Annotated in this window: 2 protein-coding genes (both cut by a window edge); both read left to right on the top strand. The window is 69.6% G+C overall.

What is annotated here, in order from left to right; genetic code table 11:
- On the top strand, window positions 1-2,276 hold the 3' end of the coding sequence (locus OG326_RS40270; RefSeq protein ID WP_327142336.1) for a non-ribosomal peptide synthase/polyketide synthase. The gene continues 15,697 nt to the left of window position 1, outside the view; 2,276 of the gene's 17,973 nt are visible here — the last part of the coding sequence; its start codon lies beyond the left edge, outside the window; its stop codon occupies window positions 2,274-2,276.
- Window positions 2,276-20,585, top strand: the start of a protein-coding gene (locus OG326_RS40265; protein ID WP_327142335.1) for a non-ribosomal peptide synthase/polyketide synthase. The gene runs 19,964 nt beyond the window's last position; only the first 18,310 of its 38,274 coding nucleotides appear in the window; its start codon is at window positions 2,276-2,278; its stop codon lies beyond the right edge, outside the window. The genes OG326_RS40270 and OG326_RS40265 overlap by 1 nt, the downstream gene beginning before the upstream one ends.

The raw sequence follows: 20,585 nt of genomic DNA, 5'->3' as shown, positions 1-20,585 counted from the left end.
TGGCCCGCACCGCCGGTGACTCCGGCGCCAGGCTGGTCGCCTACGCGGCCGTGCCGGGCGCCGACCCGGCCCGCTACGACGAGGTGGCGGCCGGTTTGCGTGCGGGCCTCGCCGCCGACCTGCCCAAGTACATGGTTCCGGCCGCCCTGGTGGTGCTGGAAGCCCTGCCGCTCAATGCGAACGGCAAGGTCGATCGGGCGCGCCTGCCCGAGCCCGGTTTCACGGCCGCCGCCTACCGCGCCCCGGTGACCCGGCTCGAGCGCCTGGTCGCCGCATCCTTCGCCGAGGTCATCGGCCTGGAGTCGAGCGCCGAGGCCGATCCGGTGGCCGGTCTGGACGCCGATTTCTTCGCCCTGGGCGGCAATTCGCTCATGGCGACCCGGCTCGCCGCCCGGCTCGGCGCGGATCTGGGTGTGCGGGTGCCGGTCGCGGCGGTGTTCGAGGCCCCGACCGTGGCCGCGCTGGCGGAGCGGCTGGCGACGGCCGACCCGTCCGAGGCCCGGCTCGCGCTGGTCCGCCGGACCGGCGAAGGCCCTGCGCCACTGTCGCTTTCGCAGCAGCGCATGTGGGTCGTCAACCGCCTGCATCCGGATTCGGCGGCCTACAATGTGCCCGCCGCCATCCGCCTCACCGGCACGCTCGACCACGATGCGCTGACCGCCGCGGTGCGGGATCTGCTGGGCCGCCACGACATTCTGCGCACCCGCTACCCCGAGGTGGACGGCGCAGCGGTCCAGCAGGTGCTGACCGTGGACGAGGTCGAGGTCGATCTGGCCCCGATCCCGGTGTCCGCCACAGCGATTCCCGCAAAGATGGCCGAAATCATCTCCGCCGGTTTCGATGTCACGGTGCGGCCGCCGGTGCGCCTCGCCCTGCTGCGGGTCTCGTCCACCGAGCACGTGCTGGTCCTGGTCATGCACCACATCAGCTCGGACGGCTACTCGGTCACACCCCTGACCCGGGATCTGGTGCAGGCCTACACGAGTCGTCTCGACGGCGTCGCTCCCGCGTGGACCCCGCTGGCCATCCAGTACTGCGATTACAGCGACTGGCAGCGTGCGGTGCTCGGCGCGGACACCGATCCGCAGAGCCCGCTCAGCGCACAGCTCGCGTTCTGGACCGCCGAACTGGCCGGTGTGCCGGAGCAGCTGCCGCTGCCGACCGACCGTCCCCGGCCGGCCCGCCGCGATATGCGCGGCGCGACTGTCGATTTCGAGGTCCCGGCCGAGCTCACCGCTCGTCTCGCGGCGGTGGCCCGCGAGCACGGCGCGACCCTGTTCGGCGTGGTGCACAGCGCGTTCGCGGTCCTGTTGTCGAAGCTGTCCGGACTGCGCGATATCGCCGTCGGCGCACCCGTCGCGGGTCGTGGCGAGCGCGCTCTCGACGATCTGATCGGCATGTTCGTGAACACCGTGGTGCTGCGCACCGAGGTGGATACCCGAGCCCCGTTCCACGAGCTGCTCCGCCAGGTCCGCGATCGCGATCTGGCCGCCCTGGCCCAGGCCGAGGTGCCGTTCGAGCGCGTGGTGGAGGCGGTGCTGTCCGCCTCCGGCCGCACCCGCTCCAGCGCGTACACCCCGCTGTTCCAGGTCATGTTCACCTTCCAGAACATGAACACCCCCGCGGTGGCGCTGCCGGGCCTCGAGGTCGAGGTGCTGGAGCCGGAGCTGACCGAGGCCAAGTTCGATCTGCAGCTCACCGGTATGGAGCGCTACGACGCGCAGGGCCGGGTCGCCGGCCTGCGCATGCAGTTCGCCTATGCCACAGATATTTTCGAGGCAGCCACCATCCGCCTGATGGCGGGACGGTTGCTGCGGGTGCTCGACACCGTCGCCGGTGATCCGGCGATCGTGGTGCGCGCCATCGATATTCGTACCGATGCGGAACGCCCTCGCAGTGGGCAGTCCGCACGGTCGGTCGTACCGGAGTCCTCCGGTACGGCAGTGCACTCCGGCACCGGCGCCCCGCAGGCGCCCGCCGCCGTGCCACCGGCCGAGCTCCCGGCGCTGATCGCCGCCGCCGCCGAGCTCGCTCCCGACGCGATCGCCGTCTCGCACGGCGACCACCGCGTCACCTACCGCGACCTAGCCGCCAAGATCGCCACCGTCGCCCGTGCCATGGGTGCGGCGGCGAAGCCGGAGGCACTGGTGAATGTCGCACTGGCCGGTTTGGTACCCGGCATCCTGGCCGCCCTCGGTGCGGGTGGCCTGTCCCAAGTCCTGCGGACGCTCTCGGGCGATGCGCAGGCACTGCTTTTGTCAGAAGGAGCCCTCTGATGTCCGGTGTGGAGTCGGTCGCAGTCAGCCGGTTCGGTAACCAGGCGGCGCTGCGCAGCGCCTACGGTCTCGCCGATCTGCCGAATCTGATCGAGACGGTGGCGGCCTTGGAGCCGGACCGTATCGCGGTGCGGAGTGGGGAAATTTCGGTCGGCTACGGTGCGCTGGCCGCGGAACTCGGCATGCTCGCCGAGGCCATGGGTGGTGCGCTGGAACCGGAGTCGCTGGTCCAGGTCGTCATTTCCGGACAGCTGCCCGACCTGATGGAGGGGGAGGAGGGCGCGCTCACCGCCGTCCTCGAGGACCTGCTGAACGATGCCGTCAAGGCGGCCGCCGCGGTGCTGTCGCCGCACCTGGCGCCGATCGAGACGCTGGCCTCGCTGTTCGAGGAGCAGGTGCGCCGCACCCCCGAGGCGGTGGCGCTGCAGTTCGGCGGCGAGTCCCTGACCTACGCCGAATTCGATGCCCGCGCCAATGCCCTGGCCCGGCGGCTGCTCACCGCCGGCGTCGGACCGGACGTGCTGGTCGGCCTGGCCGTGCGCCGCTCCTTCGAACTGCTGGTCGGCATGTACGCCATCGTGAAGGCGGGTGGCGCGTACGTCCCGCTGGATCCGGATCACCCGGCCGAGCGCCTGTCGTATGTGCTGTCGGTGGCGAAACCCGCTGTTGTCCTGACCACTACGGCCGATGAGCCGGACTTCGACACCGCCGTCCCGGTGCTGCGCATCGACGAGTTCGAGCGCACCGCCACCGGCGTCGCGCTCTCGCCCACGGCGGATCACGATGTCGTGCAAGCGCATGCGGACAGCATCGCCTACGTCATCTTCACCTCGGGCTCCACCGGACGCCCCAAGGGTGTGGCGGTCTCGCACCGCGCGATCGTCGCGAATCTGCGCTGGCGCCAGCGCATGTACCGGCTGCACGAGGCCGACGCCGTCCTGCAGAAGACGCCCTTCACCTTCGACGTCTCGGTCTGGGAGTTCTTCTGGCCGCTGCAGGTCGGCGCACGCCTGGTGATCGCCGAGCCGGAGGGTCACCGCGATCCGGCGTACCTGCTGCGCACCATCGCCGACTACGGCATCAGCATCGCGCACTTCGTGCCCTCCATGCTGTCGGTCTTCGTGGCCGAGGCCGCGCGCGACGGCGTATCCGATTCCCTGCGTGGCGTTTTCGCCTCCGGTGAAGCCCTGCCCGCCGCCACCGCCGCCGCCTTCCGCGACGTCAGCGGCGCCACCCTGCACAATCTGTACGGCCCGACCGAAGCGGCCGTCGACGTGACGGCGCACGAGGTCACCGCCGCCGATACCGTGCAGGTCCCGATCGGCGCGGCCGCCGATGACACCGATCTGCTCGTCCTCGACGACAATCTGGAGCCGGTCCCGGCCGGTGTGGTCGGCGAGCTGTACCTGGCCGGTGTGCAATTGGCCCGCGGCTATGTCGCCCGCGCGGCGCTGACCTCGGAGCGTTTTGTCGCCAATCCCGAGGGCGCGCCCGGTGATCGCATGTACCGCACCGGCGACCTGGTGCGCTGGACCCCCGCCGTGGACGGTGGCCCCAGCGAGCTGGAGTACCTGGGCCGCAGTGACTTCCAGGTGAAGCTGCGCGGCCTGCGCATCGAACTCGGCGAGGTCGAGGCGGCGCTGCTGGATCACCAGCAGGTCGCGCAGGCGGCCGTCCTGCTGCACCACACCGTGAGCGGCGATCATCTGGTCGGCTATGTGGTGCCCGCCGCCGGCGCGCTGGACACCGCGGCGGTGCTGGCGGCGGCGCGCGACCGCCTGCCCGAGTATATGGTGCCGTCGCTGCTGGTGGTGCTGCCGGAGTTCCCGGTGAACCAGAGCGGCAAGCTGGATCGCCGGGCCCTGCCCGAGCCCGAATTCATCGACAGCGCAGCCGAATACCGTGAGCCCGAGACCACCGCGGAGGTGGCCGTGGCGGCCGTCTTCGCGAATCTGCTCGGCCTCGAGCGGGTCGGCGCCGAGGACGATTTCTTCGCCCTGGGCGGCAATTCGCTCATTGCCACCCGGGCCATCGCCCGGATCTCCGAGGCCCTGCGCATCACCCTGGATGTGCGCGACTTCTTCGATCGCCCGACCGTCGCCGCGCTCGCCCTGCTCGCGGAAGATCCGGTGGCACAGGCCAATTCCGATGCCGCACTGATCGGACCGGCCGAATTCGACGCCGATCGTCCGGTGCTCACCGCCGCCGCCCGCCCGGACCAGGTGCCGCTTTCGCCCGCCCAGCAGCGCATCTGGTTCCTCAACCGCTACGCGCACAGCGAATCCAGCACGGCCGCAGACGGTTTCGACCAGTCCGCGGTGGACAATATGCCGTTCGCCCTCCGGCTGCGCGGCGATCTGGATGTTCCGGCGCTGTCCGCCGCCGTCTCCGACCTGATCGAGCGGCACGAATCGCTGCGCACCTACTACCCGCAGACGCCCGCCGGTCCCGCCCAGGTGGTGCTGCCGGGCCTCGACGTGGACCTGACCCCGGTCGAGGTGACCCAGGACGGTCTTCTCGCCGCCGTGTCCGCAGCGGCAGCAACGGGATTCGACGTCGCGGCCGAGGTGCCTCTGCGCATGCGACTACTCCGGGTCGGTCCGGCCGACCACGTATTGGTGCTGGTGCTGCACCACATTGCCGGTGACGGAGTGTCCATGGGCCCGCTGGCCCGGGACCTGGTTGTCGCCTACACCGCTCGACAGCTGGGCACGGAGCCCGGCTGGGCCCCGCTCGCGGTGCAGTACGCCGATTACGCGCTGTGGCAGCAGGCGCTGCTCGGCGATGAGACCGATCCGGACTCGCCGGCCGCCCGCCAGCTCGAGTTCTGGGCCCGGGAACTCGCGGAACTGCCTGCCCAGCTGGAACTTCCGCTGGATCACGCCCGCCCCGCCGTCTCCAGCTACCGCGGCGCCACCCTCGAATTCGAGATCGGCGCCGACCTGCGCGCCGCCGTCGACCGGGTCGCAGCCGCCTGCCAGGCCACCCCGTTCATGGTGCTGCACGCCGCATTCGCCGCGCTGCTGGCCCGGCTCTCCGGCTCCGCCGATATCGCCGTCGGCATTCCGGTCGCCGGTCGTGGCGATGCCGCCCTGGACGATCTCATCGGCATGTTCGTCAACACCCTGGTGCTGCGCACCGAGGTCGACGGCGCCGCCTCCTTCGCCGATCTGGTCGCGCACGCCCGCCAGCGCGACCTGAGCGCCTTCGCGCACCGTGAGGTGCCGTTCGAGCGGCTGGTCGAGGTGCTCAATCCGGTTCGCGCGCAGAACCGGCATCCGCTGTTCCAGGTGGCGCTGTTCATGCAGAACCTGGGCGACCAGAGCCTGCTGCTGCCGGGTGTGGACGCCGAGGTGTTCGATTTCGAGACCGGTGTCGCCAAATTCGATCTGCAGCTGACGATTTCGGACCGCGATGACGCGTACAGCGCCGCCTTCACCTACGCCACCGACCTGTTCGACGCCGCCACCGTGCACGAGTTCGCGGCCAAGTTCACCCGGCTGCTGACCGCCGCGACCGCGGCCGCCGAGCGCCCCGTGGGCGATATCGAACTGCTGGACGCCGGCGAGTTCGACTATGTGACCGCGAGCTGGAATGCCAGCGGCCACCGCGTCTCCGACCTGTTCCTGCACGAGGGCTTCGATGGCCAGGAGCGCCGGACGCCGCAGGCCACCGCGCTGATCTTCGGCGATATCGAACTCACCTACGCCGAATTGTCCGAGCGCGCCAACCGATTGGCCCGGCTGCTCATCGAATCCGGAGTGGGCCCGGAATCGCAGGTCGTCCTGGGCATGGCCCGTTCGGTCGAACTGATCGTCGCCATGTACGCGGTACTGCGCGCGGGCGGCGCGTATGTGCCGATCGACCCGAGCCATCCGGCCGAGCGCATCGGCCATATTCTCGGCACCGCACACCCGCACGTCGTGCTGACGACCCGCGCCGACGGCTTCACTCTGCCCGAAACCACCGGCGTCCCACTACTTTACGTGGACGAGCTGGACCTGTCCGGCTACCCCGCCACCCGCGTCGACGATCGTGCCCGCCGCGCCGCGCTGCACCCGGATCACCCCGCGTACGTGCTGTTCACCTCCGGCTCCACCGGCAAGCCCAAGGGCGTCGCGGTCACCCACCGCGCCATTGCCAATCAGCTGGCCTGGATGCAGGCCGAATACGGTGTGAACCGGTCCGATGTGTACCTGCAGAAGACCGCCACCACCTTCGACGTCTCGCTGTGGGGCTACTTCCTGCCGCTGCGCACCGGCGCCACCATGGTGCTGGCCACCCCCGACGGTCACCGCGACCCCCGCTATGTGGCGGAAACCATTGCCCGGCACGGGGTTACACTCACCGATTTCGTCCCGTCCATGCTGACGGTCTTCGCCATGCACGCCCAGCGCGCCGAACTCGATTCGCTGCGCGACGTCTTCGTCATCGGCGAGGCGCTGCCGCCGGAGACGGTGGCGGCCTTCCGCGCGGTCAGCGGCGCCGGTCTGCACAATCTGTACGGCCCCACCGAGGCCGCGGTGTCCATCACCTTCCGCGAAGCCCTCGATACCGACACCACCACCGTCCCGATCGGCGAGCCCGAGTGGAATTCGCAGGTCTACGTGCTGGATTCGCGCCTGCGCCCGGCTCCGATCGGCGTCGCGGGTGAGCTGTACCTGGCGGGCGTGCAGCTGGCCCGGGGTTATTTCGGCCGGGTCGATCTGAGTTCGGATCGCTTCGTCGCCAACCCGTTCACCCCCGGTGAGCGCATGTACCGCACCGGCGATCTGGTCAAGTGGTCCGCCGAGGGCGAACTGATCTACCTGGGCCGCATCGACTTCCAGGTCAAGTTCCGCGGCCAGCGCATCGAACTCGGCGAGATCGAGACGGTCCTGCTGGCCCATCCGGCGGTGAGCCAGGCCGTGGTGCTGGTCGCCGAGACCGCCACCGGTCAGCAGCTGGTCGGCTACGTGGTGCCCGCGCCGGGTCGCACGGTCGACACCGCCGAGCTCATCCGCTCCGCCGCCGACCACCTGCCCTCCTACATGATCCCGGCCGCCGTGCTGGCCCTGGACGCGTTCCCGCTGAACTCCTCGGGCAAGCTGGATCGAAAGGCCCTGCCGGAAGCGGTATTCGGTGCCGGCGACGCGGGCTTCCGGGCACCGCGCACCCCGGCCGAGGAGATCGTGGCCGGTATCTTCGCCGATATTCTCGGCGTGCAGCGGATCGGCGCCGACGACGACTTCTTCGCCCTCGGCGGCAACTCACTGGTCGCCACCCAGGTGGTGGCCCGGGTATCGGCGGCCTTCGGCGCCCGGATCGGGGTGCGCGCCCTGTTCGAGTCCCCGACCGTCGCTGGTCTCGCGGCCCGCGCCGCGACCGCCGAACACCCCGCCGATCAGCGGCCCCCGCTGACCGCCCAGCCGCGTCCGGAACTGCTGCCGCTGTCCCCGGCGCAGCAGCGCATGTGGTTCCTCAACCAGTTCGATACCGCCGCACCGACGTACAACCTGCCCTTCGTGGTCCGGCTGAGCGGTCGTGCGGACCTGGATGCCCTGCGCGCCGCCGTACTGGATGTGGTGCGGCGCCAGGAATCGCTGCGCACCCTGTTCCCGGAATCCGCCGACGGCGGCCACCAGGTGGTGCTGCCGATGACGGAGGTCGACCTCGATCTCGCCGTGCGCCCGGTCTCCGCCGCCGAATTGGACGCGGCGGTGGCGGAATTCGCCGCGCGCGGCTTCGACGTCTCCAGCGAGCTGCCCCTGCGCGTGCGCTTCTACCAGGCTGCCGCCGACGAGTACGCGCTCGCCTTCGTGGTGCATCACATTGCGGCGGACGGCTTCTCGTTCGGTCCGCTGGTGCGCGAACTGACCGCGGCCTACCTGGCGCGCGCGAACGGCGAAGCGCCGCAGTGGAGCCCGCTGCCCGTGCAGTACGCCGACTACGCCCTGTGGCAGCGTGCCGTGCTGGGCGACGAACACGACCCCGACTCCACCTTCTCCCGCGAAATCGCCTACTGGCGGGACGCTCTCGCCGAACTGCCCGAGGAGCTGAATCTTCCCCTCAGCCACCCCCGGCCGCAGGAGGCCAGCTACCGGGGTGGGCGCGTCGGGTTCACCATCGGCGCCGACCTGCATCAGGCGGCCGCGGCCCTGGCCCGGGCCGAGGGCGTCACCGTCTTCATGGTCATGCACGCGGTGCTGTCGGTGCTGCTGTCCCGGCTGTCGGGCGATGCGGATATCGCCGTCGGCACGCCGATCGCCGGCCGTGGCGAACAGCAGCTCGACGATCTGATCGGCGTCTTCATCAATACCCTGGTGCTGCGCACCCGGGTCGAGGGCGGCGATACCTTCGCCGAACTGCTGTCCCGCACCCGCGAAACCGATCTCTCCGCCTTCGCGCACGCCACCCTGCCGTTCGAGCGCCTGGTGGAGATCCTCGAGCCGGCCCGCTCGCAGGCCCGGCATCCGCTGTTCCAGGTCATGCTGTCCTTCCAGCAGACCGGCCCCGCCGAGGCGGAGCTGCCCGGCCTGACCGTCAGCGGTGTCGACGTGCCCCTCGACACCGCCAAATTCGACCTGCAACTGGTGCTCACCGAACAGCACGGCGGCGCCCCGTCCGGCATCACCGCCGAACTCGTCTACGCCACCGACCTTTTCGACGCCGCCGCCATGGCGAGCTTCACGCAGCGCTTCGAACGACTGCTGAAAGCCGTTACCGCACAGCCGGATGGCGCCGTCGGCGATATCGACCTGCTCGACGATCGCGAGCACTACCTTGTCCAGCGCGACTGGAATCGGACCGCATTCAGTGTGGGCCACGAGATCGGTAAGCGGGTCGATACGGCCTACGACAAGAAGGCCGATCTGGCCGGGGCGCATGTTCTGGAACGCGAATTCCTCGACGCCCTGCGCGTTGCCGAGACCGGCGACGCCGCACACACACTCGTCGCGCTGTTCGAGGCGCAGGCCGCGCGTACTCCCGACGCCACAGCTCTCTCGTTCGAGGGGACAGGTCTGTCCTACGGCGAGTTCGCCGGTCGCGTGCATCGGCTGGCGCGCACGCTGATCGAGGCCGGAGTCGGCCCGGAGAGCCTGGTCGCACTGGGCATTCGCCGGTCGCTGGACCTGGTGATCGCCATGTACGCGGTGCTGGAGGCCGGTGGCGCGTACGTGCCGCTGGATCTCGATCAGCCTGCGGACCGCATCGACTACGTACTGAATACCGCCGATCCGGTGTGCGTTCTGACCACCGAGCGCGACGGGTTCACCCGCGCGACCGTCGCGGTGCTCGCGGTGGATGCGATCGACCTGTCGGCGTACTCGGATGCCCCGCTGACGGACGCGGATCGCCTTGCCCCGCTGCGGCCTTCGAACACCGCCTACGTCATTTTCACCTCCGGTTCGACGGGCCGTCCGAAGGGTGTGGCGATCAGCCATGCGGCCATCGTCAACCGACTCATCTGGATGCAGTCCGAGTACAGCCTGACTGCCGACGACGTGGTGTTGCAGAAGACCCCGGCCACCTTCGATGTGTCGGTGTGGGAGTTCTTCTGGCCCTTGCAGATCGGTGCACGGCTGGTCGTCGCGAAGCCCGACGGTCACGGTGACCCGGTGTATCTCGCGGAGGTCATCGCCGCAGAAGGTGTCACGACCACGCACTTCGTGCCGTCCATGATGGCCGTATTCGTCTCTGAGCCTGTCGCCGCCGAATGCACCAGCCTGCGAATGGTTTTCGCTTCAGGTGAGGCGTTGCCGGCGACCACTGCGCAGCAGTTGCGTGCGGTGACCGGTGCGGCGTTGCACAACCTGTACGGCCCGACCGAGGCCGCCGTCGACGTGACGTACCACCAGGTCGTCGACGCGGATACCGAGACGGTGCCGATCGGTCGTCCGGTCTTCAATACCCAGGTTTACGTGTTGGATTCGCGTCTGCACCCGGTCGCTCCGGGTATGGCGGGTGAGCTCTACCTCGCGGGCGTGCAATTGGCCCGTGGTTACGTCGCGCGTGCGGACCTGAGCTCGGATCGTTTCGTGGCGAACCCGTTCACTCCGGGTGAGCGCATGTACCGCACCGGTGACCTGGTGGTCTGGACTGCCGCCGGTGAGCTGGAGTACTTGGGCCGCACCGATTTCCAGGTGAAGTTGCGTGGTCTGCGCATCGAGCTCGGCGAGATCGAGGCTGCCCTCACGGCCCACGAGTCGGTCGCGCAGGCCGTCGTGGTGTTGCGTTCGGATGCCCGCACCGGTGATCAGCTGGTCGGCTACGTAGTCCCCGCTGAGAGTTCAGTGGATGTGGACGCGCTGCGCACCCACCTGTCCGCACAGCTGCCGTCGTACATGGTCCCGGCCGGTCTCGTGTCCATGGATGCGTTCCCGCTCAATGCCAATGGCAAGCTCGATCGCCGTGCCCTGCCCGAGCCGGAGTTCGCCGCCCGCGAGTTCCGTGCTCCGGCAACCCCTGCCGAGGAGATCGTCGCCGCGGTCTTCACCGAGGTGCTCGGACTCGAACAGCCGGTCGGCGCCGAGGACGACTTCTTCGAGCTGGGCGGCAATTCGCTCATCGCCACCCGGGTCGTCGCTCGACTCGGCGCGGCACTCGATACCCGTGTGCCTGTGCGCACGCTGTTCGACGCCCCGACCGTCGCCGCGCTGGCGGCCCGCCTGGAAGCCCAGCAGGGCACCGGCGGCCGCCGCGAACTGGTGGCGCAGGAGCGTCCGGACGAGATCCCGCTGTCGCTCGCGCAGCAGCGCATGTGGTTCCTGAACCGTTTCGACACGGCATCGGCCGTCAACAACATCCCGCTCGCGGTCCGCCTCACCGGCGACCTCGACACCCGGGCGCTGGCACAGGCCGTCGGCGATCTCATCGACCGCCACGAGGTCCTGCGCACCATCTACCCCCAGACCGCGCAGGGCCGAGGCGTGCAGGTCGTCCTGCCGGCCGGATCGGTTGCCGGCGGCCTCGGTCCGGCTCCGGTCGACATCACCGAGCGCGACCTCGAGGCCGCGCTGACCCCGCTGCTGACCGCGGGTTTCGACGTGACCGCCGCGGCCCCGGTGCGTACCGGCCTGTTCCACGTCATCGATGCCGGACAGCCCACGCACGTCCTGGTTTTCGTCGTGCACCACATTGCCGCCGACGGCTGGTCGCTGGCCCCGCTGGCCCGCGAGATCATGACCGCCTACGCCGCACGCGCGAATGGCTCCGCCCCGCAGTGGAACCCGCTGCCGGTCCAGTACGCCGACTACGCGCTGTGGCAGCGCGAGGTGCTCGGATCCGAGGAGGATCCGAGCTCGCCCATCGCGCAGCAGATCGACTACTGGACCCGTGGCCTGGACGGCCTGCCCGAACAGCTCGATCTGCCGTCCGATCGCCCGCGCCCCGCGGTGGCTTCCAATCACGGCGCCGTGCACCGGTTCCCGCTGGAGTCCGATCTGGCCGAGGCGCTCGACCGCCTGGCCCGCACCCAGGGAGCCAGCCGTTTCATGGTGGTGCACGCGGCCTTCGCGGCGCTGCTGTCGCGGCTGTCCGGCTCCGCCGATATCGCCATCGGCACCGTGGTCGCCGGTCGTGGCGAGGCCGTGCTCGACGAGGCCATCGGCATGTTCGTCAATACCCTGGTCTTGCGCACCGAACTCGATGCGGCCGAGAGCTTCACCGGCCTGCTGGCCCGGACCAAGGACACCGACCTGGCCGCCTTCGGCCACGCCGATCTGCCGTTCGAGCGCCTGGTGGAGATTCTCAGCCCGGTCCGCTCGCAGGCCCGGCATCCGCTGTTCCAGGTGCTGCTGTCCTTCCAGAACACCGGCGCCACCGCGTTCACCCTGCCGGGCCTCGAGGTGGACGGGGTGCCCTTCGACGCCGCCACCGCGAAGTTCGACCTGCAGCTGAACATGACCGACGATGCCACCGGCGGCATCCTCGCCGAATTCACCTACGCCACAGATATGTTCGACGCCGGCACCATTGCCCTGTGGGCCGAGCGCCTGGTCCGCATTCTGGACGCGGTGGCCGCCGATCCGTCTGCGGCCGTCGGCGATATCGAACTGCTCGACGCCGCCGAATACAGTCTGCTGCTCGATGTCTGGAACACCACCGCACACGAGTGGGCCGATTCCGCCACCCTGGTCTCGCTGTTCGAGGAGCAGGCGGCCCGCACTCCGCTGCGGACCGCACTGGTCTTCGAGGGCGCCGAGCTGACCTACGCCGAGTTCTCCGGCCGGGTGCACCGGCTGGCGCGGCACCTGATCGCCGCGGGCGTCGGACCGGAAAGCCTTGTCGCCCTCGGCATGCGGCGCTCCATCGACCTCGTAGTCGGCATGTACGCCGTCGTCGCGGCCGGTGCGGCGTACGTGCCGCTGGATCCGGATCATCCGGCCGATCGCATCGGCCATGTGCTCGATACCGCGCAGCCGGTGTTCGTGCTGACCTCCGGCGCGGATCTGGACCCGAGCATCGAACGGCAGCTCCGGATCGATCTGCTGGACGTATCCGATTACGCCGCCGGGCCGCTGCGTGATGCGGACCGCATCGCACCGCTGCGCCCGGACAACACCGCGTACGTCATCTTCACCTCCGGTTCCACCGGCCGCCCCAAGGGCGTCGCGGTATCGCACGCGTCCATCGTGAACCGCCTGCGCTGGCTGCAGCAGGCGCATGTCGCCCTCGACGAGAACGATCGACTGCTGCAGAAGACGCCGGTCACCTTCGATGTCTCGGTGCCCGAGTTCTTCTGGCCGCTGCAGGTCGGCGCACGACTGGTGCTGGCCCGCCCCGAGGGGCATACCGATCCGGCCTACCTGTCGGAACTGATTCGCCGCGAAGGCATCACCTCCGCACACTTCGTGCCGTCTATGCTGGCGGTGTTCGTCACCGAACCCACCGCCGCACAGTGTAATTCGCTGCGCCACGTGTTCTGCTCCGGCGAGGCGCTGCCCGCCGCGGCGGCCCGCCGCATGTGGGAACTGACCGGTGCGCGGGTGCACAACCTGTACGGTCCCACCGAGGCCGCGGTCGAGGTCACCTTCCGCGAATTCATGCTCGGGGACGCCGATTTCGTGCCCATGGGCCGCCCGGTCTGGAACACCCGGGTGTACGTGCTCGATTCCCGTCTGCACCCGTCACCGCTCGGCGTTCCGGGTGAGCTGTACCTGTCCGGCGTGCAGCTGGCGCGCGGTTATCTGCGCCGCGCCGATCTCACCGCCGATCGATTCGTCGCGGACCCCTTCCACCCGGGCGAGCGCATGTACCGCACCGGCGACCTGGTGCAGTGGAGTGCCTCCGGGGAGCTGGAATACCTGGGCCGCACCGACTTCCAGGTCAAGCTGCGCGGTCAGCGCATCGAGCTGGGGGAGATCGAGACCGCGCTCACCGCGCAGGACGCCCTCGCCCAGGCCGTGGTGGTGCTGCGCACCGGTGAGCGACTCGGCGACCAGCTCGCCGCCTATGTGATTCCGACTGCCGGACACCTCGTCGATATCGACGAGGTGCGGGCGGCGCTGGCGGAATCCCTGCCCGGCTACATGATTCCGGCCGCCTTCGTGGTGCTGGACGCCTTCCCGCTGAACATCTCGGGCAAGCTGGATCGAAAGGCCCTGCCCGCCCCGGTATTCGAGGCCAAGGTCTTCCGCACGCCGACCACCCCGATCGAGGAGATCGTGGCGGGCACCTTCGCCGATGTGCTCGGCGTCGAGCGGGTCGGCCTCGATGACGACTTCTTCGAACTGGGCGGCAATTCCCTGGTCGCCACCCAGGTCACGGCCCGCCTGGCGGCAGCGCTGCGCGCGGATCTCGGCGTGCGCGTGCTCTTCGAGGCGCCGACCGTCGCGGCGCTGGCCGCCCGCGCGGAGGAAGCGGCCGGCACCGGTGGCCGCGCACCGCTGCTCGCGCGTCCGCGTCCCGAACTGCTGCCATTGTCTCCGGCGCAGCAGCGCATGTGGTTCCTCAACCGCCTCGATCCGGAGTCGGCGGTCAATAATATTCCGCTGGCCGTGCGTCTTTCCGGCGATCTGGAGGTGGCGGCCCTGCGCCGCGCCATCGGTGATGTGGTGGACCGGCACGAAGTGCTGCGCACCGTCTACCCGGCCACCGCAGACGGCCGCAGTACCCAGGTGGTGCTGCCGGCCGGCCAGAGTCTCCCGGGCCTGGAACCGGTCGCGGTCACCGAATCCGGACTGGCCGAGCACATTTCCGAGCTGGTCACCGCCGGATTCGATCTCACCACCGAGATCCAGATGCGCGTGGCGCTGTTCCGCCTCGCGGACACCGGCACTGCGGCAGCCGAACATATTCTGGTATTCGTCCTGCACCACATCGGCGGTGACGGCTGGTCGCTGGGTCCGCTGACCCGTGATCTGATGACCGCCTATGCGGCCCGGATGGAAGGCGCTGTGCCGCAGTGGAATCCGCTGCCCGTGCAGTACGCCGACTACGCACTGTGGCAGCAGGAGGTGCTGGGCTCCGAGGAGGATCCGGACTCGCTGGCCGCCCGCCAGCTCGCCTACTGGACCCAGGCCCTGACCGATCTGCCGGTTGAGCTGCGCCTGTCCACCCGGCCGCGTCCGGCCGTCGCCTCCTACCGCGCCGGCGCACACCTGTTCGCACTGCCCGCGGAGCTGGTGGCCGAACTGAATCGGGTGGCGCAGCAGCACGGCGCGACGCTGTTCATGGTGGTGCACAGTGCTTTCGCCGCCCTGCTGGCCCGGCTCTCCGGCGGCGATGACATTGCCGTCGGCGTCCCGGTCGCGGGCCGCGGTGACCGCGCGCTCGACGATATGGTCGGCATGTTCGTCAATACGCTGGTGCTGCGCGCGCAGGTGCGCACCGGTGAGTCCTTCGCCGACCTGCTGAGCCGGGTGCGCGAGTACGACCTGCGGGCCTTCGCCTATGCGGAGGTGCCCTTCGAGCGTCTGGTCGAGATCCTCGACCCGCCCCGCTCGCAGGCCCGGCATCCGCTCTTCCAGGTCATGCTGACCTTCCAGAACCAGAGCGTCGCCGCCCTGGAGCTGCCCGGTCTCGCCGTCTCCGGCGTGGACCTGGACCAGCAGTCGGCCAAATTCGACCTGCAGCTGACCCTGTCCGACGCCGAATCGGGCATGTCGGCCGAAATCACCTACGCCGAAGAGCTTTTCGACGACTACTTCGCGACCGCCTTCGGCCGCCGCTTCGTGCAGGTGCTCACCGCCGTCGCCGCCGACCCGTCCGTGGCCGTCGGTGATCTCGAACTGCTCGACGCCGCCGAGCGCGCACTGGTCCTGACCGACTGGAACGACACCGCCGTGCATTGGGATTCGGTCTTCGCCGAGCGCAATTCCGCGGCCTCGACACTGGTTTCGCTCTTCGAGGCACAGGTGCTGACCAGCCCCGATGCGCCTGCTCTCGAATTCGAGGGGACAGTTCTGTCCTACGGCGAGTTCGCCGAACGGGTACACCGCCTGGCCCGCTGGCTCATCGCCGAGGGCGTCGGACCGGAATCCGCTGTGGCGCTGGGCATGCGGCGCTCCATCGATCTGATGGTCGGCATGTACGCGGTCACCGTCGCGGGCGGCGTGTATGTGCCGCTGGATCCGGAGCACCCGGCAGCGCGCACCGAAGACATTCTCGCCACCGCTGATCCGGTGTGCGTGCTGACCTCCGGCGCGGATCTGGACGTCGACACCGCACAGGTCCGCATCGACCTGCTCGACCTGACCGGCTATTCAGGCGAGCCGCTGGACAATGCGGATCGCCGTGCGCCGCTGCGGGATTCCAATACCGCGTATGTCATCTTCACCTCGGGTTCGACGGGCCGTCCCAAGGGTGTGGCGGTGCCGCACTCGGCGATCGTCAACCGTTTGGTGTGGATGCAGTCCGAGTACGGGCTGACCGCCGCCGATATCGTCCTGCAGAAGACCCCGGCCACCTTCGATGTGTCGGTGTGGGAGTTCTTCTGGCCCCTGCAGATCGGCGCCAAGCTGATCGTCGCCGCACCGGACGGGCACCGTGACCCGGCCTACCTGGCCGGACTCATCACCCGCGCGGGCGTGACGGTCACCCACTTCGTGCCGTCCATGCTCTCGGACTTCCTCGCCGAGGCGGCCGCGGCCGCGTGCACCGGCCTGCGCATGGTGTTCACCTCCGGCGAGGCGCTCACGGCCGAGCCGGCGCAGCGCCTGCGTGCGATCACCGGTGGTGAGCTGCACAACCTGTACGGCCCGACCGAGACGGCCGTCGATGTCACGTATCACGAGGTGACCGCGGCCGATACCGCCTCGGTGCCGATCGGTGCGCCGGTCTTCAATACCCAGGTGTACGTGCTCGATTCGCGTCTGCGCCCGGTTCCGGTGGGCGTCGCGGGCGAGCTCTACCTCGCGGGTGATCAGCTGGCACACGGCTACGTCGCACGCGCCGATCTGACCTCGGATCGCTTCGTGGCCAATCCCTTCGGTGACAGTGCCCGCATGTACCGCACCGGCGATCTCGCCGTGTGGAACTCGGAGGGCGAACTGGAGTACCTGGGCCGCAACGACTTCCAGGTCAAGCTGCACGGCCTGCGGATCGAACTCGGGGAGATCGAGGCCGCACTGCTGCGCTGCCCCGGGGTCCGCGAGGCCGCCGTGGTGGTGCGGTCAGAGGAGCAGATCGGCGATCGGCTCATCGGTTATGCGGTACCCGATGCCGGTATCGCGCTCGATTCCCTCGCGCTGCGCGAGGCAATGGCCGAATTCCTCAGCGCCGATATGGTTCCCGACGCCGTCGTGGTCATCGGCGAGCTGCCGCTGACCCCGAACGGCAAGCTGGATCGCGGCGCGCTGCCCGCGACGGAGGTCACCCCGCTGGAAGTCACGGTTCCCCTCACCGCGACCGAACAGCTGATCGCCGATACCTTCACCGTGCTGCTCGGTCTCGACGAACCGGTCGGCGCCGACGACGTGTTCTTCAAGCTCGGCGGCAACTCGCTCATCGCCACCCAGCTGGCCGCCCGCCTCGGCAAATCGATCGGCGTGGAAGTCCCGCTGCGCACCATCTTCGAGGCTGCCACCGTGCGCGCCCTGGCCGTGCGGCTCACCGACCTGAGCGCGGCTGCCGCCCCGGCGGTGGCGCCGCTGGTCCCGCAGCAGCGCGGCGACATCATCCCGCTGTCCATCGCCCAGCAGCGCATGTGGTTCCTCAATCGTTTCGATGTGGGCAGCGCAGCGACCTCCTACAACATTCCGTTCGCGCTGCGCCTGACCGGCACCCTGAATGTGCCCGCCCTGCAGGCCGCGGTCGGAGATCTGATCGACCGCCACGAAACCCTGCGCACCCTGTACCCGGAGCACGACGGCGAGGCCACCCAGGTGGTGCTGCCCGCCGGAACCCGGCTGATGGATCTCGCGCTCGAAACCGTGACCGCCGCCGACCTGCCCGCGGTGGTCGATGCCGTGGCGAACACCGTCTTCGATGTGACGGTGGAGGTGCCGCTGCGGATCCGGCTGCTCCGGCTGGCCGAGGACGAGCACGTCATGCTGTTCGTGGTGCATCACATCGCTTCCGACGGCTGGTCCCTGGCCCCGCTCACCCGGGATCTGGCCACCGCCTACGTGGCTCGCGCCGCGGGCAGCGCGCCCGATCAGGCGCCCCTGCCGGTGCAGTACGCCGACTTCGCTCTCTGGCAGCGCTCGACGCTGGGCAGTGTGACGGACCCGGATTCCGAACTGGCGCAGCAGCTGCGCTTCTGGACCGGCGCCCTGGCCGGTGTCCCGGATCTGCTCGCCCTGCCCGCGGATCGACCGCGCCCGCCCGTCGCGACCGGTCGCGGCGGCACCGTCAGCAGCCACCTCGACGCCGAATTGCACGCCGCCGTCCTGGAATTCGTCGCCGCACAGGGCGTGACCCTGTTCATGGTGCTGCACACCGCCCTGGCCGTGCTGCTGGCACGGCTGTCCGGTACCAGCGATATCGTCATCGGCACTCCGGTGGCGGGTCGCGGTGAGGAGGCGCTCGACGATCTGGTCGGCATGTTCGTCAATACCCTGGTGCTGCGCACCGAGGTGCGGCCCGATATGCCGCTCGGCGAGCTGCTCGACCTGGTGCGCGATACCGATGTGGCGGCCTTCGATCATGCCGCGGTGCCGTTCGAGACCCTGGTCGATGCGCTGAATCCGGTGCGCTCGCAGGCACATTCGCCGCTCACCCAGGTGACGCTGACGCTGCAGAACATGGCCCGGGCCGACTTCCAGCTGAATGATCTGGCCCTCGCGCCCGTCGACATCGACGTCACCACCGTGCAATTCGATGTCGACTGGACGCTGTGGGAGAACACCGCGGCCGACGGCACGCCCGCCGGACTCGATGTGCACCTCGTGTATGCGCTGGATCTGTTCGATGAGTCCACCGTCACCGAGTTCCTGTCCGGCTACGAGCGGGTGCTGCGCGCGCTCGTCGCCGATACTCGTGTCCCCGCCGGTGATATCGAGCTCATGTCGGCCACCGAGCGCGGCCTGCTGCTGGTGGACCGCAACGCCACCGTCCGGCCGCTGCCCCGCGAAACGCTCGCCGATCTGCTCGATGCGCGGGCGGCGCAGGATCCGGACGTTGTCGCCCTGATCTTCGAGGGCGAGACCCGCACCTACGCCGAACTGGCCGATCAGGCGAATCGTCTTGCGCGCCACCTCGTCTCGGCAGGCGTCGGCCCGGACGCCATCGTCGGCGTCACCGCGCAGCGGTCCTTCGATATGGTCGCCGCGCTGTTCGCCGTGGTACAGGCGGGCGCGGCCTACGTTCCGGTCGATCCGGCGTATCCGGCCGACCGCCTGATGCATGTGCTGAACACCTCGAACACCACCCTGGTGCTCTCGGTCGGCGGTGCCACGCTGCCCGAACTCGACGGCGTGCGGGTGGTCGAGGTCGACGGGCTGGACCTGTCGGACCTGTCCGCCGCCCCGCTCACCGATGCGGACCGGCTCGGCGTCCTGCGCCCGGACAATCTCGCCTACGTGCTGTTCACCTCCGGCTCGACCGGCCTGCCCAAGGGTGTGGCCACCAGCCACCGCGCGATCATGAACCAGCTGCGCTGGCTCGAATCCCGGTACCGGGTCACCGGTGCGGACCGCATCATGCAGCGCGCGCCGCTGAGCTTCGACGTCTCGGTGTGGGAGTGCTTCCTGCCCGCGCTCGTCGGTGCGCCGCTGGTGATTCCGCGTCCCGGCGGTCATCAGGATCTGGACTATCTGGCCGATCTCATGCGCGAGTACGGCGTCACCATCGCCGAGCATGTGCCGTCGGTGCTGGCCGCGCTGGTCGCGGAGGGCCGCGGCGATGCGCTGCGCTCGTTCCGGCATCTGCACACCGGTGGTGAGGCGCTGCCCGCCGAACTGCTCGGCCAGCTGCGCGCCCATGTCGGCGGCTCCGTGCACAATGCGTACGGCCCCACCGAAGCGGCGATTTCCACCATCTACCACGAGTTCTCGGATGCGGATCCGGAGTTCGAGGTCGCCATCGGCCGCCCGAACTGGAACACCCGCGCCTATGTGCTCGACGCCCGCTGCCGTCCGGTGCCCACCGGTGTCACGGGTGAGCTCTATCTGGCCGGCGATCAGCTGGCCCGCGGCTACCAGGGCCGCAGTTCGCTCAGCGCGGAACGCTTTGTCGCGGACCCGTTCGGCGTACCCGGCACCCGCATGTACCGCACCGGCGACCTGGTGCGCTGGAACCGCCATGGTGATCTGGTGTACCTGGGCCGCAACGACTTCCAGGTGAAGCTGCGCGGCCAGCGCATCGAACTCGGCGAGATCGAGGCGGCGCTGCTGGCCGCGGACGGTGTCGCCAATGCCGCCGTGCTACTGGCCAAGGACAGCGCCGGCGCCGACTGCCTCGTCGGATATATCTCCGGCGCACCGGATTCCGGCAGCCCGCTCACCGCCGAGACCGTGCTGGCCCAGGCCCGCACCCGGCTGCCCGCCTATATGACGCCCGCACATCTGGTCGTCCTGGACCGCATGCCGCTCACCACCGTCGGCAAGCTCGACCGCAAGGCCCTGCCGCAGGTCGAGTTCACCGCCGCCACGGTGCCCTACCGGGCGCCGCGCGAAGGTGCGGAAGCGGTGCTGGCCACCGTCATCGCCGATCTGCTCGGCAGCGGCCCGATCGGCGCCGACGACGACTTCTTCGGCCGCGGCGGCAATTCGCTGCTGGCCATGCGCCTGGTAGCCCGCACCAATGCGGCACTGGGCTGTGAGCTGAGCGTCCGCGAGGTGTTCGAGGCCCCGACCGTCGCCGAGCTGGCCGTCCGCGCCACCCGGCCGGGCGCGCCCGCCGTGCCGCTGGCCCCGCGCCCGCGTCCGGAGCGAATCCCGCTGTCGC

The sequence above is a fragment of the Nocardia sp. NBC_01327 genome, from assembly GCF_035958815.1.
Taxonomy (GTDB): domain Bacteria; phylum Actinomycetota; class Actinomycetes; order Mycobacteriales; family Mycobacteriaceae; genus Nocardia.
The sequence above is the reverse complement of the archived record's forward strand: the minus strand, read 5'-3'. Positions and strand labels throughout refer to the sequence as shown.